The sequence below is a fragment of the Arenicella xantha genome, from assembly GCF_003315245.1.
GTDB lineage: Bacteria > Pseudomonadota > Gammaproteobacteria > Arenicellales > Arenicellaceae > Arenicella > Arenicella xantha.
Genome location: NZ_QNRT01000005.1, coordinates 171,965 through 187,526, shown reverse-complemented (window position 1 = coordinate 187,526; position 15,562 = coordinate 171,965). Strand labels below are relative to the sequence as shown.

The following is a 15,562-nucleotide window of genomic DNA, read 5'->3' as shown; positions in this document are numbered from 1 at the left end:
GTTGACGACATGGCAAAGACGCTAAACACGCGCGCAGCAGCGGCTAAACTCTGTTGGCAAATCATCGACAAAGGACACTCGCTTGATGCAGCGCTGGCCGATTTGTTTGAGACACAAGATTTTTCACCGCAAGACCGCGGATTCATTCAAGAACTTATATATGGTGTGTGCCGCTGGTACGGCGAATTAGACACCGTTGCGGCAAGCTTGCTTAAAACACCGATTCGCAATAAAGACCGAGTTATCCACTTCGTGCTACTCGTGGGCTTATACCAACTTCGCAAATTAGACACCGCCGAACATGCCGCGGTGGCCGAAACCGTTAGTGCCTGCAAACAATTAAATAAACAATGGGCCAAGAACTTAATTAATGGCTGTCTGCGCACCGCGCAGCGCGATCCGTTAATACTTGAGCAAGACATGAATTCGCTGAGCCATCCAAGCTGGATCCGCGACGCCATTGACACTGCTTGGCCGCAACAGGCTGCGGCCATCATGGCTGGCAACAACCAACGCCCACCTATGTGTTTGCGCGTCAATAGTAGACACGCTTCACGCGATGACTACCAATCACAACTAGCTGAGGCTGGTATAGCGTCTGATATTGACCCAAATACCCGCGACGGCCTGATTTTGCAACAACCGGTGTCGGTAACACTGCTACCACAATTCGATCAAGGCGCGTGCTCAGTACAAGACTCCGCAGCGCAAATTGCCGCCGACCTGCTCGACTGCCAACCAGGCATGCACGTACTCGACGCCTGCGCCGCTCCCGGCGGCAAAACCGCGCACATTTTGGAACGTTGCGATAACCAACTAAGCATGGATGCACTAGACATCTCAGAATCACGTTGCGAGCAATTACATGGCACCTTAGCCCGACTACAACTGAATGCGAATGTCTATGTAGCCGATGCCAGCGAAACACCCAGTTGGCCAACCCCAGCAACAGGCTACCAACGTATTTTAATAGACGCCCCGTGTAGCGGCTTAGGCGTAATACGACGACATCCAGACATCAAACACCATCGCCGCCCCAGCGATATCGAACAACTGCAATCAATTCAGGCCGCGTTATTACAAAATCTTTGGGCTTATCTCGCACCAGGCGGGAAAATGTTATACATGACTTGTTCAATACTGCCGGCCGAAAATAACGCTCAAGTCAGCCAGTTTGTTGCGCAACAAAACGATGCTATGCTAATCGCCACGCCACATCCGGTCGCACAAACCGTAGAGCCTGGTGTGCAGACATTGCCTGGTGTGCATGCGATGGATGGGTTTTATTATTGCCTCATACAGAAAGCGAACACCGACACTTAAACCGCTTATACAGAGAAACCATTGCTCACCAAACGCAGTTATCAGCGACACCTACCCGCAGGCATTAGGGCTCTGCTGGCGATACTGATATTGACCCAAACTGGGCAAGTCCAAGCAGCGGATCCTCAAGCCATTGAGTACCACAACGGAGAGCTGACAATCGCGCTGTCGGCAGAAGTCGCACGGGCGGTCGATAACGGCGTCCCTCTGACTTTCATTAGCGAATACGCAGTGGTCACCCAAATTCTCTTTTTCAAGATTCCCCGACATATTCAAAGCCATCAATTCGTGGTGACTCATCATGCTTTATCAAACCGTTACTTGGTTAGCGATGGTTCAGATTTAGCACCCAATATATTTAGCTCATTAACCAGCACCATGGACTACGTCGCAAGTAGTGCTATGGGTTTATTTAATCATTATCACTCCCCTGAAACACCCTATCGAATGCGGCTCCGCTTGAGCAAGGTCGACTTACCTGGGCCCATGCGCCTAAGTGCATTTATTACGGAAGACTGGGATATCAACAGCGGCTGGAAGAAATGGCAATCCGTTCCATAGTTAAAAAAATCTCGGCACCGATTCCGGTTATTTCGGTCTGCTCAATCTTGCTCTTTGCGCTGTGCTTTCTCATTGTTAAATCTCTGAGTGACGACGCATCGGGCAACCTGCAGTTTTGGATCACGCTGCTCGGCAGCCTTGGCATCGCGATCTTGGTGTTTTTCTTATTCACCAATTGCTATACCTTATTCCGCCAATTCAGACGTAATGAAATTGGCTCCAAGTTAACCGCGAAATTAGTGGTTATTTTCCTGTTTCTAACAGTGATTCCGTTTTCGCTGATTTATTTCTTCTCTATTCAGTTCCTTAATAAAGGGGTTGATAGCTGGTTCGATGTGCGAATCGAGCAAACTGTAAAAGACTCTTTGCTCCTCAGCAAAACCGCGCTAGAAGGCATCAAAGAAGAGCTCACAGCCGATGTCGAAGAGTATGCCAAGAGTATTCGCCAAAAAATCACCGCCGGCGAACTGCTAAGAACGCTCGACGACATTCGCGAACTCGAAGGCTACAGCGAATTATCACTGTATTCCGACGATGGGCGAATTGTGGCGTTCTCTAGCGCCGATGCCAGCAAGATTTTACCTGACACACCTGGCGACGAAGTGTTCACTGAGCTGCGACTAAACCAAACCTACACCTTACTCGAACCCATTTCGGAATCCACCTTACAGTTCCGCATCGTCACACCGATCCGCGTCAATGAACTAGGGCGAGAGTTTTTTGGCTTGCAAGCCATCAAGATTCTGCCACTACGCTACGCCACACTCACCGAGAGCGTGGAAAAAGCCAATAGCCAGTACGCACAAATGCTGTTCGCGAGAGGGCCGCTTAAATTCAGTCTAATTGTGACCTTGAGCCTAATTTCGCTGGCAAGCCTTTTATTTTCAATGCTCACAGCGATTTATTTATCGCGCCGTTTGGTCGCGCCGATATCCAACCTTGCAGCCGGCACACAAAAAATCGCCGAAGGTGATTATGGTTCGCATCTGCCGGTGACAACGACCGACGAACTCGGCATCTTGACTAAATCATTTAACAATATGAGCAGCAAAATTAATGATGCTCAACAAGCCGCGCAAGCGAGCCAAACCGAGACCGAGCAACAAAAAGGCTACCTAGAAGCAGTGCTAACTAATTTATCCTCAGGGGTCTTTTCATTCGATCAGGATAAACGCTTACAGATTTGCAACAGCGCAGCGACCGATATTCTCGGCCTCGATCGCTCCACCACGCTAGGCAAAACCTTACCCGAGCTCGTTGCAAACTACGGTCATACCACACAGTTTTTCGAAGTTATCGAAAGCGGTATCGCGTCAGGCCAAGCAACTTGGCAAGATGAAATTACACTGCTGGGCAAGCACGGTCGACAAATTCTGATCATTCGAGGCTCACTTTTGCATGGCGAACACGGCTCCATGCAAATGCATCAGAGCAATCAAGTAGAGTACGACAACCATGTCATTGTGTTCGATGACGTAACCAACCTGATTCAAGCCCAACGCGATGCCGCATGGGGCGAGGTCGCTAGGCGCTTAGCACACGAAATCAAAAATCCACTGACACCGATTCAATTATCGGCCGAACGCATTAAATCAAAACTATCCGATCACGTGAGTGATGAGCTACAAGAAACCCTCGACCGCGCCACACGCACCATTGTCCAACAAGTTGAATCGATGAAAGAAATGGTTAATGCATTTTCTAGCTACGCTCAACCAGTGCGGGCCAAGTTACGCACCCTAGACATTAACCAACTGGTGCGCGATGTGGTTGAATTACATACCTCATCACTCACCTCGATCGATATCGAGCTCGACCTAGATGACTCGCTACCGGCAATCAAAGCCAACGGCTCCGCGTTGCGGCAAGTTCTCAATAACCTGGTAATTAATGCCAGCCATGCACTGGAAGATGTGCCCGCGGCTAAACTTCGAATTCGTACCCACATTGCGGCCAAAATCACCGGTCAATATATTGATCTGGTGGTGGAAGATAATGGCTCTGGCATTCCAGAGGAAATTCGCGAATCACTGTTTGACCCATATGTCAGCTCCAAGGCGAAAGGCTCAGGGCTCGGACTGGCGATCGTGAAACGAATCGTCGAAGAGCACAGCGGATCAGTCTGGACCCGCCAAAGCAGTTTAGGTGGCGCCGCCATGCATATGCGACTACCGATCAATGCAATGCAAACCTATCGTGGTAATCGTAACCAAAATACTTTACAGTCAGACGAGTCCACGAATTCCGATATCGACCACGATAAACCCTCACTAATTGGCTAGTACCAAAGACGGTATGTCTAACTCTAAACCACACATTTTAGTCGTCGACGACGAGCCCGATATCCGCAATATCTTGCAAGACATTCTGCAAGACGAGGGATATACGGTGAGTCTCGCCGAAAACGCCGAACAGGCGCGCAAACAATTTCGCGACAATCAGCCCAATTTGGTATTGCTTGATATTTGGATGCCCAAAGAAGACGGCATTTCAGTGCTCAAGCATTGGGTTGAACACAAGCAGCTGGGCAATACCCCAGTGGTGATGATTTCCGGTCATGGCACGGTCGAAAATGCAGTCGAGGCCGTCAAATTAGGCGCCTATGATTTTCTGGAGAAGCCACTTTCCACCGGTAAGTTATTACTAAGTGTCGAACGCGGCTTAGAAAATGCGTCGCTACGCGAAGAAAATCGCCAGCTAAAGTCTCGACTTCAATACGACTCACCAATTATTTCCAACAGCGATGCCAGCCGCGAACTCATGCGCCACGTGCAGTTACTCGGCCCAACTGACAGCTGGGTCTTTATCACTGGCGAGTCCGGTGTTGGCAAACGCTTAGTTGCTCGCAAGGTCCACGAAAACAGCCCGCGGGCTGACGCGCAATTCGTTGAATTGAATCTCGCTGCCATGCCAAGCGAAGGCGTTGCCCAAGCGCTATTTGGCAGCGAAGCCGATGGTAAAGTAGTTATTGGCCGCTTCGAGGAAGCAAAAGGTGGCACATTATTCATTAATGAAGTGCTCGGTTTAACCCTAGATACACAGAACAAACTGCTCAGCGCACTGCAAGAAAGGCAGTTTCTACGACTCGGCGGCAGCGAATATATCGAACTAGACGTGCGTGTAATCGTAACCACTAGCGGCAATCCGCAAAAAGCCGTCAACCAAGGCACGTTTAGTGAAGATCTGTATTACCGTTTGAATGTCATCCCTATTCAAGTGCCGTCGTTACGACATCGACGCAAAGACTTACCAGAACTAATTGAGCTGTTTATTGAAGACACCACGGTAAAAAATCAATTGCCGCGACCGGCGTTTAACGACGATGCCATGCAAGCACTTATCGATTACAGCTGGCCTGGCAATGTTCGGCAGCTGCAAAACGTATTACAGCGCTTGCTGATCTTGAACACTGAAAAAACCATCATGATTGCGGATGTCACCGACGCTCTAGGCGGTGATGGTGGAATGCAGCAGAAAGCTACCGTACTGCCCGACTACTTTGACGGCGACATGCGCCAAGCAAAAGAAGCATTCGAAAAAGCCTATTTGAACTATCATCTGGGTACGGTGGACGGCAACGTAAGCGCCCTAGCTAAAAAAGTTGGGCTGGAACGCACCCATTTGTACCGAAAACTAAAGAGTCTAGATATCAGCGCGCGAGACGCGAAGTAACGATGACATGAAAATTTTGATTTTGGGAGCCAGCCAGGTTGGCGGATCAATCGCCGAGGTTTTGGTCGGCGAAGAAAATGACGTCACTATTGTCGATATCGACGGTCAAGCCTTACACCAACTGCAAAACCGCCTCGACATTCGCACAGTAACCGGCAATGCAGCACATCCGTCGGTGTTAAAAGCCGCGGGCGCTGAAGACACAACCTTGCTCCTAGCGGTAACCAACAACGACGAAGTTAATTTGGTGGCTTGTCAGGTCGCCGAAGCATTTTTCTCGATTCCCACCAAAATCGCCCGCTTGCGGTCAAAAGAGTATCTCAATAACCCAGCTCTATTTAAGATGGAGTCAGGCTTTAAAGTGGATGTAGTGATTTCACCAGAAGTGATTGTATGCGATCACATCATGCGTTTAATCGAGTTTCCTGGCGCACTGCAAGTACTGGATTTCGCAGACGGTCTCGTGCAATTAATTGGTATCAAAGCCGTAAAAGGTGGCGCACTAATGAACTGCACCTTGCGCGACATGAAAAAACACATGCCCGGCATCGAAACTCGTGTCGCAGCGATTTATCGCGACCACGAAGTTATCACACCGAAGTCCGACACCACTATCATGGAGAAAGACGAGGTCTTCTTCGTGGCAGCGCGCCAACACATTCGGCAAATAATGAAGCAGATGCGCGGCAAGAGCGACAAACCCAAGCGCGTGTTTATTGCCGGCGGCGGGAATATCGGCTTAAACCTGGCGAATGAATTAGAGCGCAAAGGTTACAGCGTTAAATTGATTGAATATAACCCTCAACGCGCGGCGCAAATTGCTGAACAAGTCAGCGATACCATTGTATTAAATGGCGACGCGGCCGATTCTGGCCTGCTACTTCAAGAGAATATCGAGAACGCCGACGTGTTTTGCGCTGTCACCGAAAAAGACGAAGTGAACATTTTATCGGCCAATTTAGCCAAGCGTCTCGGCGCTAAGCGCGTTATGGCCTTAGTCAATCGACCGGCCTACGTGGAAAACCTTGAGCATCGCGATATCAACGTCATTATTTCACCTCGAGTGGCAACTATAGGCAGTGTCCTTGCGCACATTCGGCGCGGAGATGTGGTAGCCGTGCACTCATTGCGACGTGGCAAAGCTGAAGCCATTGAAGCAATCGCACATGGCGATGCCAATTCATCTAAAGTTATTGGTAAAGGGGTTCGGGAAATACCGTTTCCGGCCGGCACCGGTGTCGGCGCAATCGTACGCGATGGCGAAGTTATCATTCCCAATGTAGACACTAAGATCGAACCCCAAGATCACGTCATCATATTCATGGACAACAAGGCATGCATTAGCGATGTCGAATCCTTGTTCCAAGTCAGCGTGACTTTCCTTTAAGGCCGTAACTCAGCAGCAACACTGAGGCTAACCATGCATTTTCAAACAGTCTTAAAAATCCTCGGCGTGTTACTGATCATATTCAGCGTAACGCATCTAACGCCACTGCTGGTTTCATTAATCTATAATGACGGCAACAGTTACCCGTTTATTATTTCATTCTCCGTCACATTTATCACTGGCTTGATTATGTGGGCCCCGGTGCGACGCACCAAAAAGGACTTGCGCTACCGTGACGGTTTTTTAGTAGTTGTATTGTTCTGGACCGTGCTAGCCACCTTCGGTGCCTTACCGTTTTTAACCTCAGAGCATTACTCTTTATCGTTAACGGATGCTTTTTTTGAGTCCATGTCAGGCTTAACCACGACCGGTGGCACCATTCTGGTCAATTTGGACTCACTACCTCAATCGACCCTTTATTATCGTCAACAGCTACAATGGCTTGGCGGTATGGGTATTGTTGTATTGGCGGTCGCCATTATGCCAATGCTGGGAATTGGGGGCATGCAGCTGTACCGCGCAGAAACCCCTGGTCCGATGAAAGACAGCAAGCTAACGCCACGCATCACCGAAAGCGCCAAAGCCTTGTGGTACATCTATTTAGGCCTAACCGTGATGTGCACAGCGGCATATTGGGTCGCCGGTATGTCAATGTTCGACGCTATCTGCCACGCATTCTCCACCGTTGCGATCGGCGGCTTCTCGACACACGACGCCAGCATCGGCTACTTTGATAGCGCAACAATTGAAGCCATAGCCATTTTCTTTATGCTGGTGGCATCGGCCAACTTTTCATTACACTTTTTGGCTTGGCGTGACCGCACCTTCAAGCCGTATCGCCGCGACAGCGAATACCGCTTCTTCTTGATCGTGCTATTGCTCAGCGCAGTGGTTATCTCCGGCGCGCTGATGCTGCAAGACATCTACGCCAACCAATGGACTGCTCTACGCCAAGGCCTGTTCCATTTGGTGTCCGTCGTAACCACCACCGGATTTACCTCAAGTGGGTTTTCTTGGTGGCCGGGAGCGCTGCCGGTCATGCTGATTCTGTTAAGTTTTATGGGCGGTTGCGCTGGCTCCACCGCCGGTGGCATGAAAGTGATGCGCATCCAAATGATGTATAAACAAGGCCGCAAAGAAATCGTGCGCCTAATTCACCCAAACGCCGTGTTATCAATAAAATCTGGCAACCACGTCATCAGTGACCAAATTCTCAATACCGTCACCGCGTTTTTCTCAATGTACATCCTGTGTTTTGCACTTACCGGATTTGCTCTGAGTGCGGTCGGCCTAGATTGGATAACCGCCTTCAGCGCCGCCGCCGCATGCTTAAATAATCTTGGGCCAGGGTTGGGAGGAGTCGGTTTGCACTACGCCGACATTAACGACGCAGCGAAATGGATTTTATCATTCGCCATGTTACTCGGTCGCCTTGAGCTGTTTACCTTACTGGTCTTATTCACCAGCACATTCTGGCGCGACTAACCTCCATTGCCAGCAATAGTATCAAAATGAAAACCAATAAAAAAGACCGCTAAAAGCGGTCTTTTTTTGAAATCGTTTTTCTAAGATCTACTTATAACTAGATGCTTTACGAAAATGCTTTACCAAGAGATAGTAAACAACGGCGCGATACTTATTGCGGTTCGACTTACCATAAATCTCAATCACAGCGGCAATGCCTTCATCTAACTTAGGCGAATCCGCCAAACCGAGCTTCTTGATCAGGAAATTTTTCTTTACCCGCTCAAGTTCTTTCGGGTCGCCAGCAGATACTGTGCAGGCATCAGCATTATAGATTGACGGGCCACAGCCAATCGTCACGGCAGTCAACAACTTCATATCGGGCGTCATGCCACATTTTTTTTCTAGGTCTGCCGCATACTTCGCAATCAGTTCTTCTCGTTTGCTCATCGAATATCTCCAAATTGGTTAAATTGACGTGTTACTACTTCGTAGTGTCAGTACCGTTGCTCAACCGCATTGGCGCCAGATTAAGCTCTGTGCAACGAATAGTCCGAACAACTCAAATCACAGTAGCGCAAGCCATCTCTAAAATAAACGACGATTAATAAAATTTTACAGTTGTTTCCAACTCTTCAGGCGGGCGCGTTTTGAATCGTTTGTGCACCCAAAAGTACTGCTCAGGATGAGGCCGAATCAAATTCGCCACCTCCTCATTCATTCGCGCGGTGTCTTGATACTCATCACCGCTTGGAAAATAATCGAGCGGCGCACCTAACGTGACTTCATAGCCCGTGCCCCAAGGTTTGATTCGTGTGCCACAAGGAATCACCAAGGCGTCGGTCATTTCAGCAAACTTGCCCAATACCGAATAAGTAGCGGCTTGCTCATGAAAGAATGGGACAAATATACCTTTACGACCCGCGTCTTGGTCGGGTAAATAATAGAACGGCGCGCCTTTACGGATCGCGCGAATCAAATTGCGCATCGGCGCTTTGCGTTCAACTAACTCGCCACCAAAACGTAAGCGGCCGCGCTTAACAATTTCATCGACCAATCCATTTTTGGCATACTGATACATGGTAAGCATCGGTCGCTCCTGAGCCAATCGTAGACCAGCGACATCAAGGCTAATAAAATGCGGCGCAAGAATAATAATATTTCGACCAGACTCCAACGCCTTATCGTAGTGCTCGCGCCCGCTAATGGTGATCAATTTATTAAACCGACGCTTGGAAATCCACCAATGCATTGGCGTGGTAAATAACGATTGGCCAATCAACATAAAGTGTGTGCGGTTAGTGCGTCGAACCTCCGCTTCGGGCATGTCTGGAAAACACACCGAGATATTTTTAAACGCAATTCGTCGTCGCGAAGCACCCAGATAATAAAACAATAGCCCAATCGTTTTACCGAGCATCGCCAAGATTGGCAGCGGTAAAAAACTGATAATGCGCAGGATGGCTAAGCCCAACCACGTTGGCCAGTACTTAGGCGCTAGAAAATCTGTTAGGGGTTGTTTTTGCACGTTGGTGACAGCTCCCAATTTTGAGTGAGAGGAGAATACCACAAGGTTTGTAAGTTCTCGCTGTGTAGCAAGGTCATAATACTCACACTACTTTGCTAGAATATCGATTATGAACAGACGAACACTATTGTCCCTGACTGCGGTTAGCCTACTTGGCGGCGTGTCTTGGCTACGTGCTACCGAGCAAGACGACACTTTAACCCAAACTCAATCCACTATGACAACTCTCGACTTAGATCCCAACGACCTAGATCCCAACCCATCATCGATAACTCCCATCACTCTTAGTAAAGACGAGTGGCGCGAGCGGTTAAGCGAAGAAGCGTTTTATGTACTGCGCAAAGAGGGAACCGAACGACCATTCACCAGCCCGTTTAATGACGAGAAGCGCGACGGTCAGTATGCCTGCGCCGGCTGTGGACTAGCACTGTTTGATGCGAGCCACAAATTCGACAGCGGCACCGGATGGCCCAGCTTCTTTGACGCCATTGAAGACCGAGTCGAAACCAAACGCGACTTCAAGTTAATTCTACCCAGAACCGAATACCATTGCGCGCGCTGTGGTGGACACCAAGGGCACATCTTTAACGACGGCCCACAGCCAACCGGATTGCGTTACTGCAATAACGGTGTGGCCCTGAGCTTTATTCCCAAGGCCTAGTATCTCGTACTGCACCATAGGGGTAGCAAAGCAATTATTCGCTCGGTGAAGGCGGAACAGGAAGACCTTTGCTGTTCCATCGAAACACTACAAATTTTAATGGCGTTTCGCCCGTGTTAAGTATGCCGTGCAGATCCCATGGCGCGGCATAGAGCAAGTCACCGGTGTTCGCCTTTGAAATTTTACCGTTCAGATTCCACTCGCCGGTGCCTTCAAGAATCATGAGGTACTCTTCATTCGCATGCGCATGCGGAGGATGAATCTCTTTACCCGGATTCAATACTGCTACGCCAGTTATTGTGTCTACCGTTCCCACTGAATCACCCATGAAATAGGTATAAAACACGCTGCCGTCATACTGCGTCTTGTGCGCTTGCTCTTGCGAAACGATAGCCGAATCAATTAGTCGAGGCGCGTCTTCTTCAGTCGACTGATCTGCTGATGCCGCTACTACATTGAGGCCAAATATTAACAATACGGCTGGCTTTAAAAGTAATCGAAAGACACCGTTTTTTTGAGTTAGTCGCATAGTTTTATTCATAGTGGTTTAGAGGTAATGATTCAGTTTTTTTAAATTATTAAATCAACAGCAACGCTGTTAGTCACGTCAGCAAGGTGTTTTCGCACCAAACGAATATTAAGAGATGTTCGCTACCAAATCATTCAGTTGTTTAACGGTTGTGACTCGATGAATGACTTTGCCCTTGGCACGCAGCTCAATTTCGCTGAACAACTCAGTAGTCCAAAATTTAGGCGACAAGCGCAGATATTTCCAGCTCGCTAAGGTGCCTTTTAAAACAGAACTACCTTCAGGCCAACCCTCGGGCTGGATAAAGCAACTCTTTAACAAGCGCTTGGTAACCCACCAATAATGAACATGATACGGTAGATCAATATAGATAAGTGTATCCGCCGCATCTACCCGCAACCAAAATGATCGTAAGGTTCCTAAGCCTTCAATAATCCACCTGTCTTGCGCAATTAACTTGGCATGGCTGTCGGCGTAGGCTTGCGCTGACACACGTTCGCCACCTTGAGAATACTCAATCAAATCTAACGGACAAAGCTCAATGCCGGTTGCCACCGACAACGTTTTGCTTAACGTGGACTTGCCACCGCCTGGTTTTCCGAACACCGCGACTTTTTTCATACTCAATATTACCCTGACTCTATTACGGCAACACCGGCGCAGAGTGCTTCCTCAGCACAGCAGCAACCGCATTATTTTCGAATCTAATAGCCTGTTCAATCGCGGTTCGGCCCGTCAAATCTCGGTAATTTAGGTTTGCACCGTGTCGGATTAAGCGCTCGGCGATTTCTGGGTTTTGATTTATTTCCGCCGCAATGATTAACGGCGTTTTATTGTTGCTGCCCACGACCTTGTGAATATCAGCCCCCAATCGCACCAGCACGTCGATAATTGCCGGATTAGATGAATAACCCGCTGCCGCACTTAATGGTGTTCCTGAAAAAGCTCCGGCATCTGATTCGTTAACATCCGCTCCTCGTTCGACCAGTGCCGCAATCACCTCAGGGTCATTGGCACCGGTAGCCGCCCAAAGTAGTACTGGGCCGTTCCTGTTTCCAGGCTGCAGCGCTTCATCTGGAATGGTATAAACGTCATCTACCGTAGCCGTTTGCCAGTACGCTTGGCGACTGTATTTTTTATGCGGGTTGCTCACTTGCAAATAGACCGCAAATGCGAGAACAGCTAATAACAAAATCAGCAATAGGGGGTTAACACCCATCAACCGTGCACTACGATCACTATCAGATGGCGTTGCATTATTAGGACTTTCACTCATTCGCTTAACGCTCGCTTTATTCAAAATTTTTAGTATTAGCAATTTCCAACAAACGGTAGCAACAAAGTTAACGGTCTAACGCAACTCTCAACTTTTCGAATATTTTACAAAGGCCGCTCCGATTTCTCCGTCACTAACTATTTTTCGAAATAGAGCGTCGCATGCGGCCCCTTAATCACCAACGACTCTGGACTTTTTTCGAGCACCTCCAAGTCAACGTCTAAAAACCCGTTATTCATCTGAAGCCGTTGATCTTTGACCCAGTACTTGTAAACGTTGGTCGTAACTTTTCCATCGTCATACTCGCTCTGAGTAAGATTGCCATCGTTGGAGAATTCATAGGTTACATAGTAGTTGTCATCCATCTCTGTGGTGCTACCAAACGCCACCAGCTTATTCGCCGTCCACTTTCCTAACAAGTCATTTTGCGCGACATCAACTTGCGCAAACACACTCATAGGACACAGCAACATAAGACATATAATTATTTTTATCACTCTACGTACTCTCAATTGATCGTTGTTATCACATACCGAATATCACGTCGCAACACAGCAGTTTTAGTAATTTTAACAGCTTAGCGAAGATAGGGTATCCACTCACTATTAAAACAGCGGAACTCGCAGGGGCCATCACTACGGCTCGATGTTCGAATTCCTACTAGCGTACCTTTTTAAAATTTATTCGACGATAATCTCATAGTGGATGTCTTGGAGCATCTTGCTATAAGCTCCTTTTTCTCTACCATATTGAGCACTAAATTTAAGCGAGTGCTTACCCTTACTCAGAGGCTTTAACATTACCCAGTAACCATCGGAAGCAGATGGAAAAATCTCGGGCGCACCAACATCTTCAGGAAGCAACCCAAATAAATCAAAGCAGCCAGGTGAAGACAATCGGTAGTGTGCTGGATTGATGGCTTTAATTTGGTCGAGCTCAACACGAATGCTCAATAACTCTTCATTGTTAAGGGCTGCACCTTTTTTAACACTCGCACACGATGGCGAGTGCTTTTCTTTAGGGTAGTAAAGCATATTAATCACAGGGAAAAATATATGCTTACCTTCAGGAATAGTACACGTTCTAGTAACTTTTGAAGAGCCATAACCTCCAGCTAAAAACCAAACATCTCCGTTCTGCCCTTGATGACAGTTCTCGCCTGTCGCATCACTTATTGGACTAACTTCTTTAGGCATCGTTTGAGTCCATTGCCACCAGATATTTGAATATTCCTCCAAAGGAATGTCAGCAACCGTCTCTCCTTTATGGATCGCCAAATCATAAAAATTAGCAGCATGAGCCGCAGGTGTCATCAAAAGTATGGCTGCAATAATTAGTTTTTTCATTGATCTAAATTCCCTGTTAAATGCTATTGACCCCATTGCGACGGATCTTCTTTAAACTCTGATTCTTCAAGCCTTTCCAAAAAGGTAAATGTTTTTGGCGATTCACGCTTTATTTCAGTCCAAACTTTCTTGAACTCACGCTTCCCAAGATTTGATTCAATACCCGAGCACCAATCAATCCACGTATCCTTCCTCACGCGTTTTTTTCTTCTCAGAAAGACTTGTTCATTACACAGATCAAGGTAGTTATATATAAGCTCACGAGTGAATTCAACTTTGTCTTCGGCCACCGCTTTACCAATCAGCGCATCCACCGGAATATCTTTTGCTAATTCTCTGTACTGCTGATCAATTGAGTCCTCGAACTCAGATTGAGCAATCTTCGAACTCACCCTTAATTGAAAAGCCGCAAGCAACACACCAATAGCCGTAAATATCGAGACTATAGAATTCCAATCAATACTCATAATTTCAAATCACCGCGTGACCAGCTCGATTAAAACGTGCACCGCAATTTCGCAAGGTTCAAACTGTCGCATTCGGGCCATAGTCACTTGTTAGGTGTTTTTATCAAAATTTTTTCTTTTTTAAAAAAGCCATTAACGACCATTACATGAAAATATGGAATGCACACAATCACACCAAAAGAAAAAATTGAAAAGGGGGCGGCAGGTGAATGATTTTTAAATTCATTACCATTAACTAAAAATGCAGTGCAACCAAAAATCGTAATTAAAACGCCAACATGAGACAAGTAAGCAAACCTGGTTTTCACGCTGTCAGCCTGATTTAAAATGGTTTTAATAAGAATATAAATGAGAGATAGCATACTCAAAATGGACACTACCAAAAGAAAAAAGAATATTGGTCTTGAGTCTCCCAACAGAGTCAATGATAACAACAGCAGTAAAAATACTGGAAATATATATATCCCAAAAATGACCTTATTTATTATCGATAGCGGCATTACACACCTCACGTCACAATAACCGAGCGGAGCGTTTCTTGGTAAAGTGAGCGAAGCGAACCACGCAATGCGGAGTCCGGTTGATTAATCTGTTAACCATTTTTCATTAACGCTAACTTTGAACCAAAGCCAATAAATACAACACCCGTTATTGAATTTAGCCACCTTTTAAACCGCACATTGTTTGTAGCATTTTTGATACGCGATAACATAAATACCATAGTAGAAAACCAAACAAAGTTAACTATAGAGTGCAATGTTACTAACGCATATGCATTTATTACGCTCTCATTCACCGATATGAATTGTGGGAAAGCCGCCAAATAGAACATTGATACTTTGGGGTTGAGAGCGTTTGTTAAAAACCCCTCTAAAAATGCGTTTCGAACCGAAACTGGTTTAACATTTCGTTGATCTAAATCGGGTAGTTTAGCACCGCTAACTTTGAAAGCACTTACAAGTGCTTTGATGCCAATCCAGATTAAATAAGCAGCACCTAGCATTTTAAAGACAAAGAATGCTTGAGCTGATTGAACCAGAAGGATAGAAATACCGAATATGGATAATGTGCCATGCACGTAAAAGGCAACAACGAATCCACAGATATTAGCGACGCCCGCTTTTTGCCCAGACAATGGAACTGTTTTAGCGATGAGGAAGCCATTGGGGCCAGGTGAAATAACCAACAAAGTCGCCACCGTTATAAAAGTTGTGATGTTATTTATATCCACCTAACTCCTCTTCGATAAAGATCAGGGTTTAGCTCAGGGCTAACGCCTCAAGCTAGGGCACTTATGTTCCATGCCTTGACTTGTTGATCATATACCCAAATGTGAAATAATACTTAC

General features: G+C 47.0%; 17 protein-coding genes. 7 read left to right on the top strand and 10 right to left on the bottom strand.

What is annotated here, in order from left to right; all coding sequences use genetic code 11:
* Positions 1 to 9 precede the first annotated feature (9 nt).
* The 6 genes from rsmB to DFR28_RS16155 are packed head-to-tail and all read left to right on the top strand — an operon-like array spanning position 10 to position 8,428.
* Positions 10 to 1,323 carry a 16S rRNA (cytosine(967)-C(5))-methyltransferase RsmB gene (gene rsmB / locus DFR28_RS16180; RefSeq protein ID WP_113955425.1) on the top strand — a complete coding sequence of 438 codons (1,314 nt, stop codon included), beginning with the start codon at positions 10 to 12 and terminating at the stop codon, positions 1,321 to 1,323.
* 21 nt (positions 1,324 to 1,344) lie between these two features.
* Positions 1,345 to 1,884 carry a DUF4390 domain-containing protein gene (locus tag DFR28_RS16175; protein WP_113955424.1) on the top strand — a complete coding sequence of 180 codons (540 nt, stop codon included), beginning with the start codon at positions 1,345 to 1,347 and terminating at the stop codon, positions 1,882 to 1,884.
* On the top strand, positions 1,866 to 4,166 hold the full coding sequence (locus DFR28_RS16170) for a sensor histidine kinase (protein ID WP_113955423.1): 2,301 nt from the start codon (positions 1,866 to 1,868) through the stop codon (positions 4,164 to 4,166). Before DFR28_RS16175 ends, DFR28_RS16170 begins: the two co-directional genes overlap by 19 nt.
* 13 nt (positions 4,167 to 4,179) lie before the next feature.
* Positions 4,180 to 5,556, top strand: coding sequence for a sigma-54-dependent transcriptional regulator (locus DFR28_RS16165; protein WP_113955422.1), 1,377 nt, complete (start codon positions 4,180 to 4,182; stop codon positions 5,554 to 5,556).
* Positions 5,557 to 5,563: 7 nt separating this feature from the next.
* Positions 5,564 to 6,943 (top strand): Trk system potassium transporter TrkA, encoded by a 1,380-nt coding sequence (gene trkA / locus DFR28_RS16160; RefSeq protein WP_113955421.1) that lies wholly within the window; start codon positions 5,564 to 5,566, stop codon positions 6,941 to 6,943.
* A 33-nt stretch (positions 6,944 to 6,976) separates the two neighbouring features.
* The gene (locus DFR28_RS16155) at positions 6,977 to 8,428 is read left to right on the top strand and encodes a TrkH family potassium uptake protein (protein ID WP_113955420.1); all 1,452 of its coding nucleotides are present in this window, start codon (positions 6,977 to 6,979) and stop codon (positions 8,426 to 8,428) included.
* Between the two features lie 87 nt (positions 8,429 to 8,515).
* Here DFR28_RS16155 and DFR28_RS16150 read toward each other — a convergent pair whose 3' ends face one another.
* Complete coding sequence (locus tag DFR28_RS16150) at positions 8,516 to 8,857, bottom strand: DUF2853 family protein (protein ID WP_113955419.1); 342 nt, start codon at positions 8,855 to 8,857, stop codon at positions 8,516 to 8,518.
* A 154-nt stretch (positions 8,858 to 9,011) separates the two neighbouring features.
* Positions 9,012 to 9,935 carry a lysophospholipid acyltransferase family protein gene (locus DFR28_RS16145; protein ID WP_170132139.1) on the bottom strand — a complete coding sequence of 308 codons (924 nt, stop codon included), beginning with the start codon at positions 9,933 to 9,935 and terminating at the stop codon, positions 9,012 to 9,014.
* A gap of 109 nt (positions 9,936 to 10,044) precedes the next feature.
* Between DFR28_RS16145 and msrB the strand changes: the two genes are divergently transcribed.
* Positions 10,045 to 10,596 (top strand): peptide-methionine (R)-S-oxide reductase MsrB, encoded by a 552-nt coding sequence (msrB, locus tag DFR28_RS16140; protein ID WP_245941778.1) that lies wholly within the window; start codon positions 10,045 to 10,047, stop codon positions 10,594 to 10,596.
* Positions 10,597 to 10,630: 34 nt separating this feature from the next.
* Here msrB and DFR28_RS16135 read toward each other — a convergent pair whose 3' ends face one another.
* From DFR28_RS16135 to DFR28_RS16100, 8 genes are all read right to left on the bottom strand, one after another.
* On the bottom strand, positions 10,631 to 11,137 hold the full coding sequence (locus DFR28_RS16135; RefSeq protein WP_113955417.1) for a cupin domain-containing protein: 507 nt from the start codon (positions 11,135 to 11,137) through the stop codon (positions 10,631 to 10,633).
* 96 nt (positions 11,138 to 11,233) lie between these two features.
* Positions 11,234 to 11,746: a P-loop NTPase family protein gene (locus DFR28_RS16130; RefSeq protein ID WP_113955416.1), complete on the bottom strand. Its 513-nt coding sequence runs from the start codon at positions 11,744 to 11,746 to the stop codon at positions 11,234 to 11,236.
* Positions 11,747 to 11,768: 22 nt separating this feature from the next.
* Positions 11,769 to 12,401, bottom strand: a complete 633-nt coding sequence (locus DFR28_RS16125) for an ankyrin repeat domain-containing protein (protein WP_113955415.1) — start codon at positions 12,399 to 12,401, stop codon at positions 11,769 to 11,771.
* 137 nt (positions 12,402 to 12,538) lie between these two features.
* The gene (locus DFR28_RS16120; protein ID WP_113955414.1) at positions 12,539 to 12,859 is read right to left on the bottom strand and encodes a lipocalin family protein; all 321 of its coding nucleotides are present in this window, start codon (positions 12,857 to 12,859) and stop codon (positions 12,539 to 12,541) included.
* 222 nt (positions 12,860 to 13,081) lie between these two features.
* Positions 13,082 to 13,747, bottom strand: a complete 666-nt coding sequence (locus DFR28_RS16115; protein ID WP_113955413.1) for a hypothetical protein — start codon at positions 13,745 to 13,747, stop codon at positions 13,082 to 13,084.
* 23 nt (positions 13,748 to 13,770) lie between these two features.
* Positions 13,771 to 14,214 (bottom strand): hypothetical protein, encoded by a 444-nt coding sequence (locus DFR28_RS16110; protein ID WP_211317028.1) that lies wholly within the window; start codon positions 14,212 to 14,214, stop codon positions 13,771 to 13,773.
* A gap of 83 nt (positions 14,215 to 14,297) precedes the next feature.
* Positions 14,298 to 14,522, bottom strand: coding sequence for a hypothetical protein (locus DFR28_RS19595; RefSeq protein ID WP_147251037.1), 225 nt, complete (start codon positions 14,520 to 14,522; stop codon positions 14,298 to 14,300).
* Positions 14,523 to 14,806: 284 nt separating this feature from the next.
* Positions 14,807 to 15,445 carry a LysE family translocator gene (locus tag DFR28_RS16100; protein WP_113955411.1) on the bottom strand — a complete coding sequence of 213 codons (639 nt, stop codon included), beginning with the start codon at positions 15,443 to 15,445 and terminating at the stop codon, positions 14,807 to 14,809.
* Positions 15,446 to 15,562 lie beyond the last annotated feature (117 nt).

Coding starts and splice junctions, on each gene's coding strand:
- DFR28_RS16150 (WP_113955419.1), bottom strand. CDS start 8,857: ATGAGCAAACGAGAAGAACTGATTGCGAAGTATGCGGCAGACCTAGAA.
- DFR28_RS16155 (WP_113955420.1), top strand. CDS start 6,977: ATGCATTTTCAAACAGTCTTAAAAATCCTCGGCGTGTTACTGATCATA.
- DFR28_RS16125 (WP_113955415.1), bottom strand. CDS start 12,401: ATGAGTGAAAGTCCTAATAATGCAACGCCATCTGATAGTGATCGTAGT.
- DFR28_RS16115 (WP_113955413.1), bottom strand. CDS start 13,747: ATGAAAAAACTAATTATTGCAGCCATACTTTTGATGACACCTGCGGCT.
- DFR28_RS16165 (WP_113955422.1), top strand. CDS start 4,180: ATGTCTAACTCTAAACCACACATTTTAGTCGTCGACGACGAGCCCGAT.
- rsmB (WP_113955425.1), top strand. CDS start 10: ATGGCAAAGACGCTAAACACGCGCGCAGCAGCGGCTAAACTCTGTTGG.
- msrB (WP_245941778.1), top strand. CDS start 10,045: ATGAACAGACGAACACTATTGTCCCTGACTGCGGTTAGCCTACTTGGC.
- DFR28_RS16110 (WP_211317028.1), bottom strand. CDS start 14,214: ATGAGTATTGATTGGAATTCTATAGTCTCGATATTTACGGCTATTGGT.
- DFR28_RS16135 (WP_113955417.1), bottom strand. CDS start 11,137: ATGAATAAAACTATGCGACTAACTCAAAAAAACGGTGTCTTTCGATTA.
- DFR28_RS16120 (WP_113955414.1), bottom strand. CDS start 12,859: ATGAGTGTGTTTGCGCAAGTTGATGTCGCGCAAAATGACTTGTTAGGA.
- DFR28_RS16130 (WP_113955416.1), bottom strand. CDS start 11,746: ATGAAAAAAGTCGCGGTGTTCGGAAAACCAGGCGGTGGCAAGTCCACG.
- trkA (WP_113955421.1), top strand. CDS start 5,564: ATGAAAATTTTGATTTTGGGAGCCAGCCAGGTTGGCGGATCAATCGCC.
- DFR28_RS16170 (WP_113955423.1), top strand. CDS start 1,866: ATGGCAATCCGTTCCATAGTTAAAAAAATCTCGGCACCGATTCCGGTT.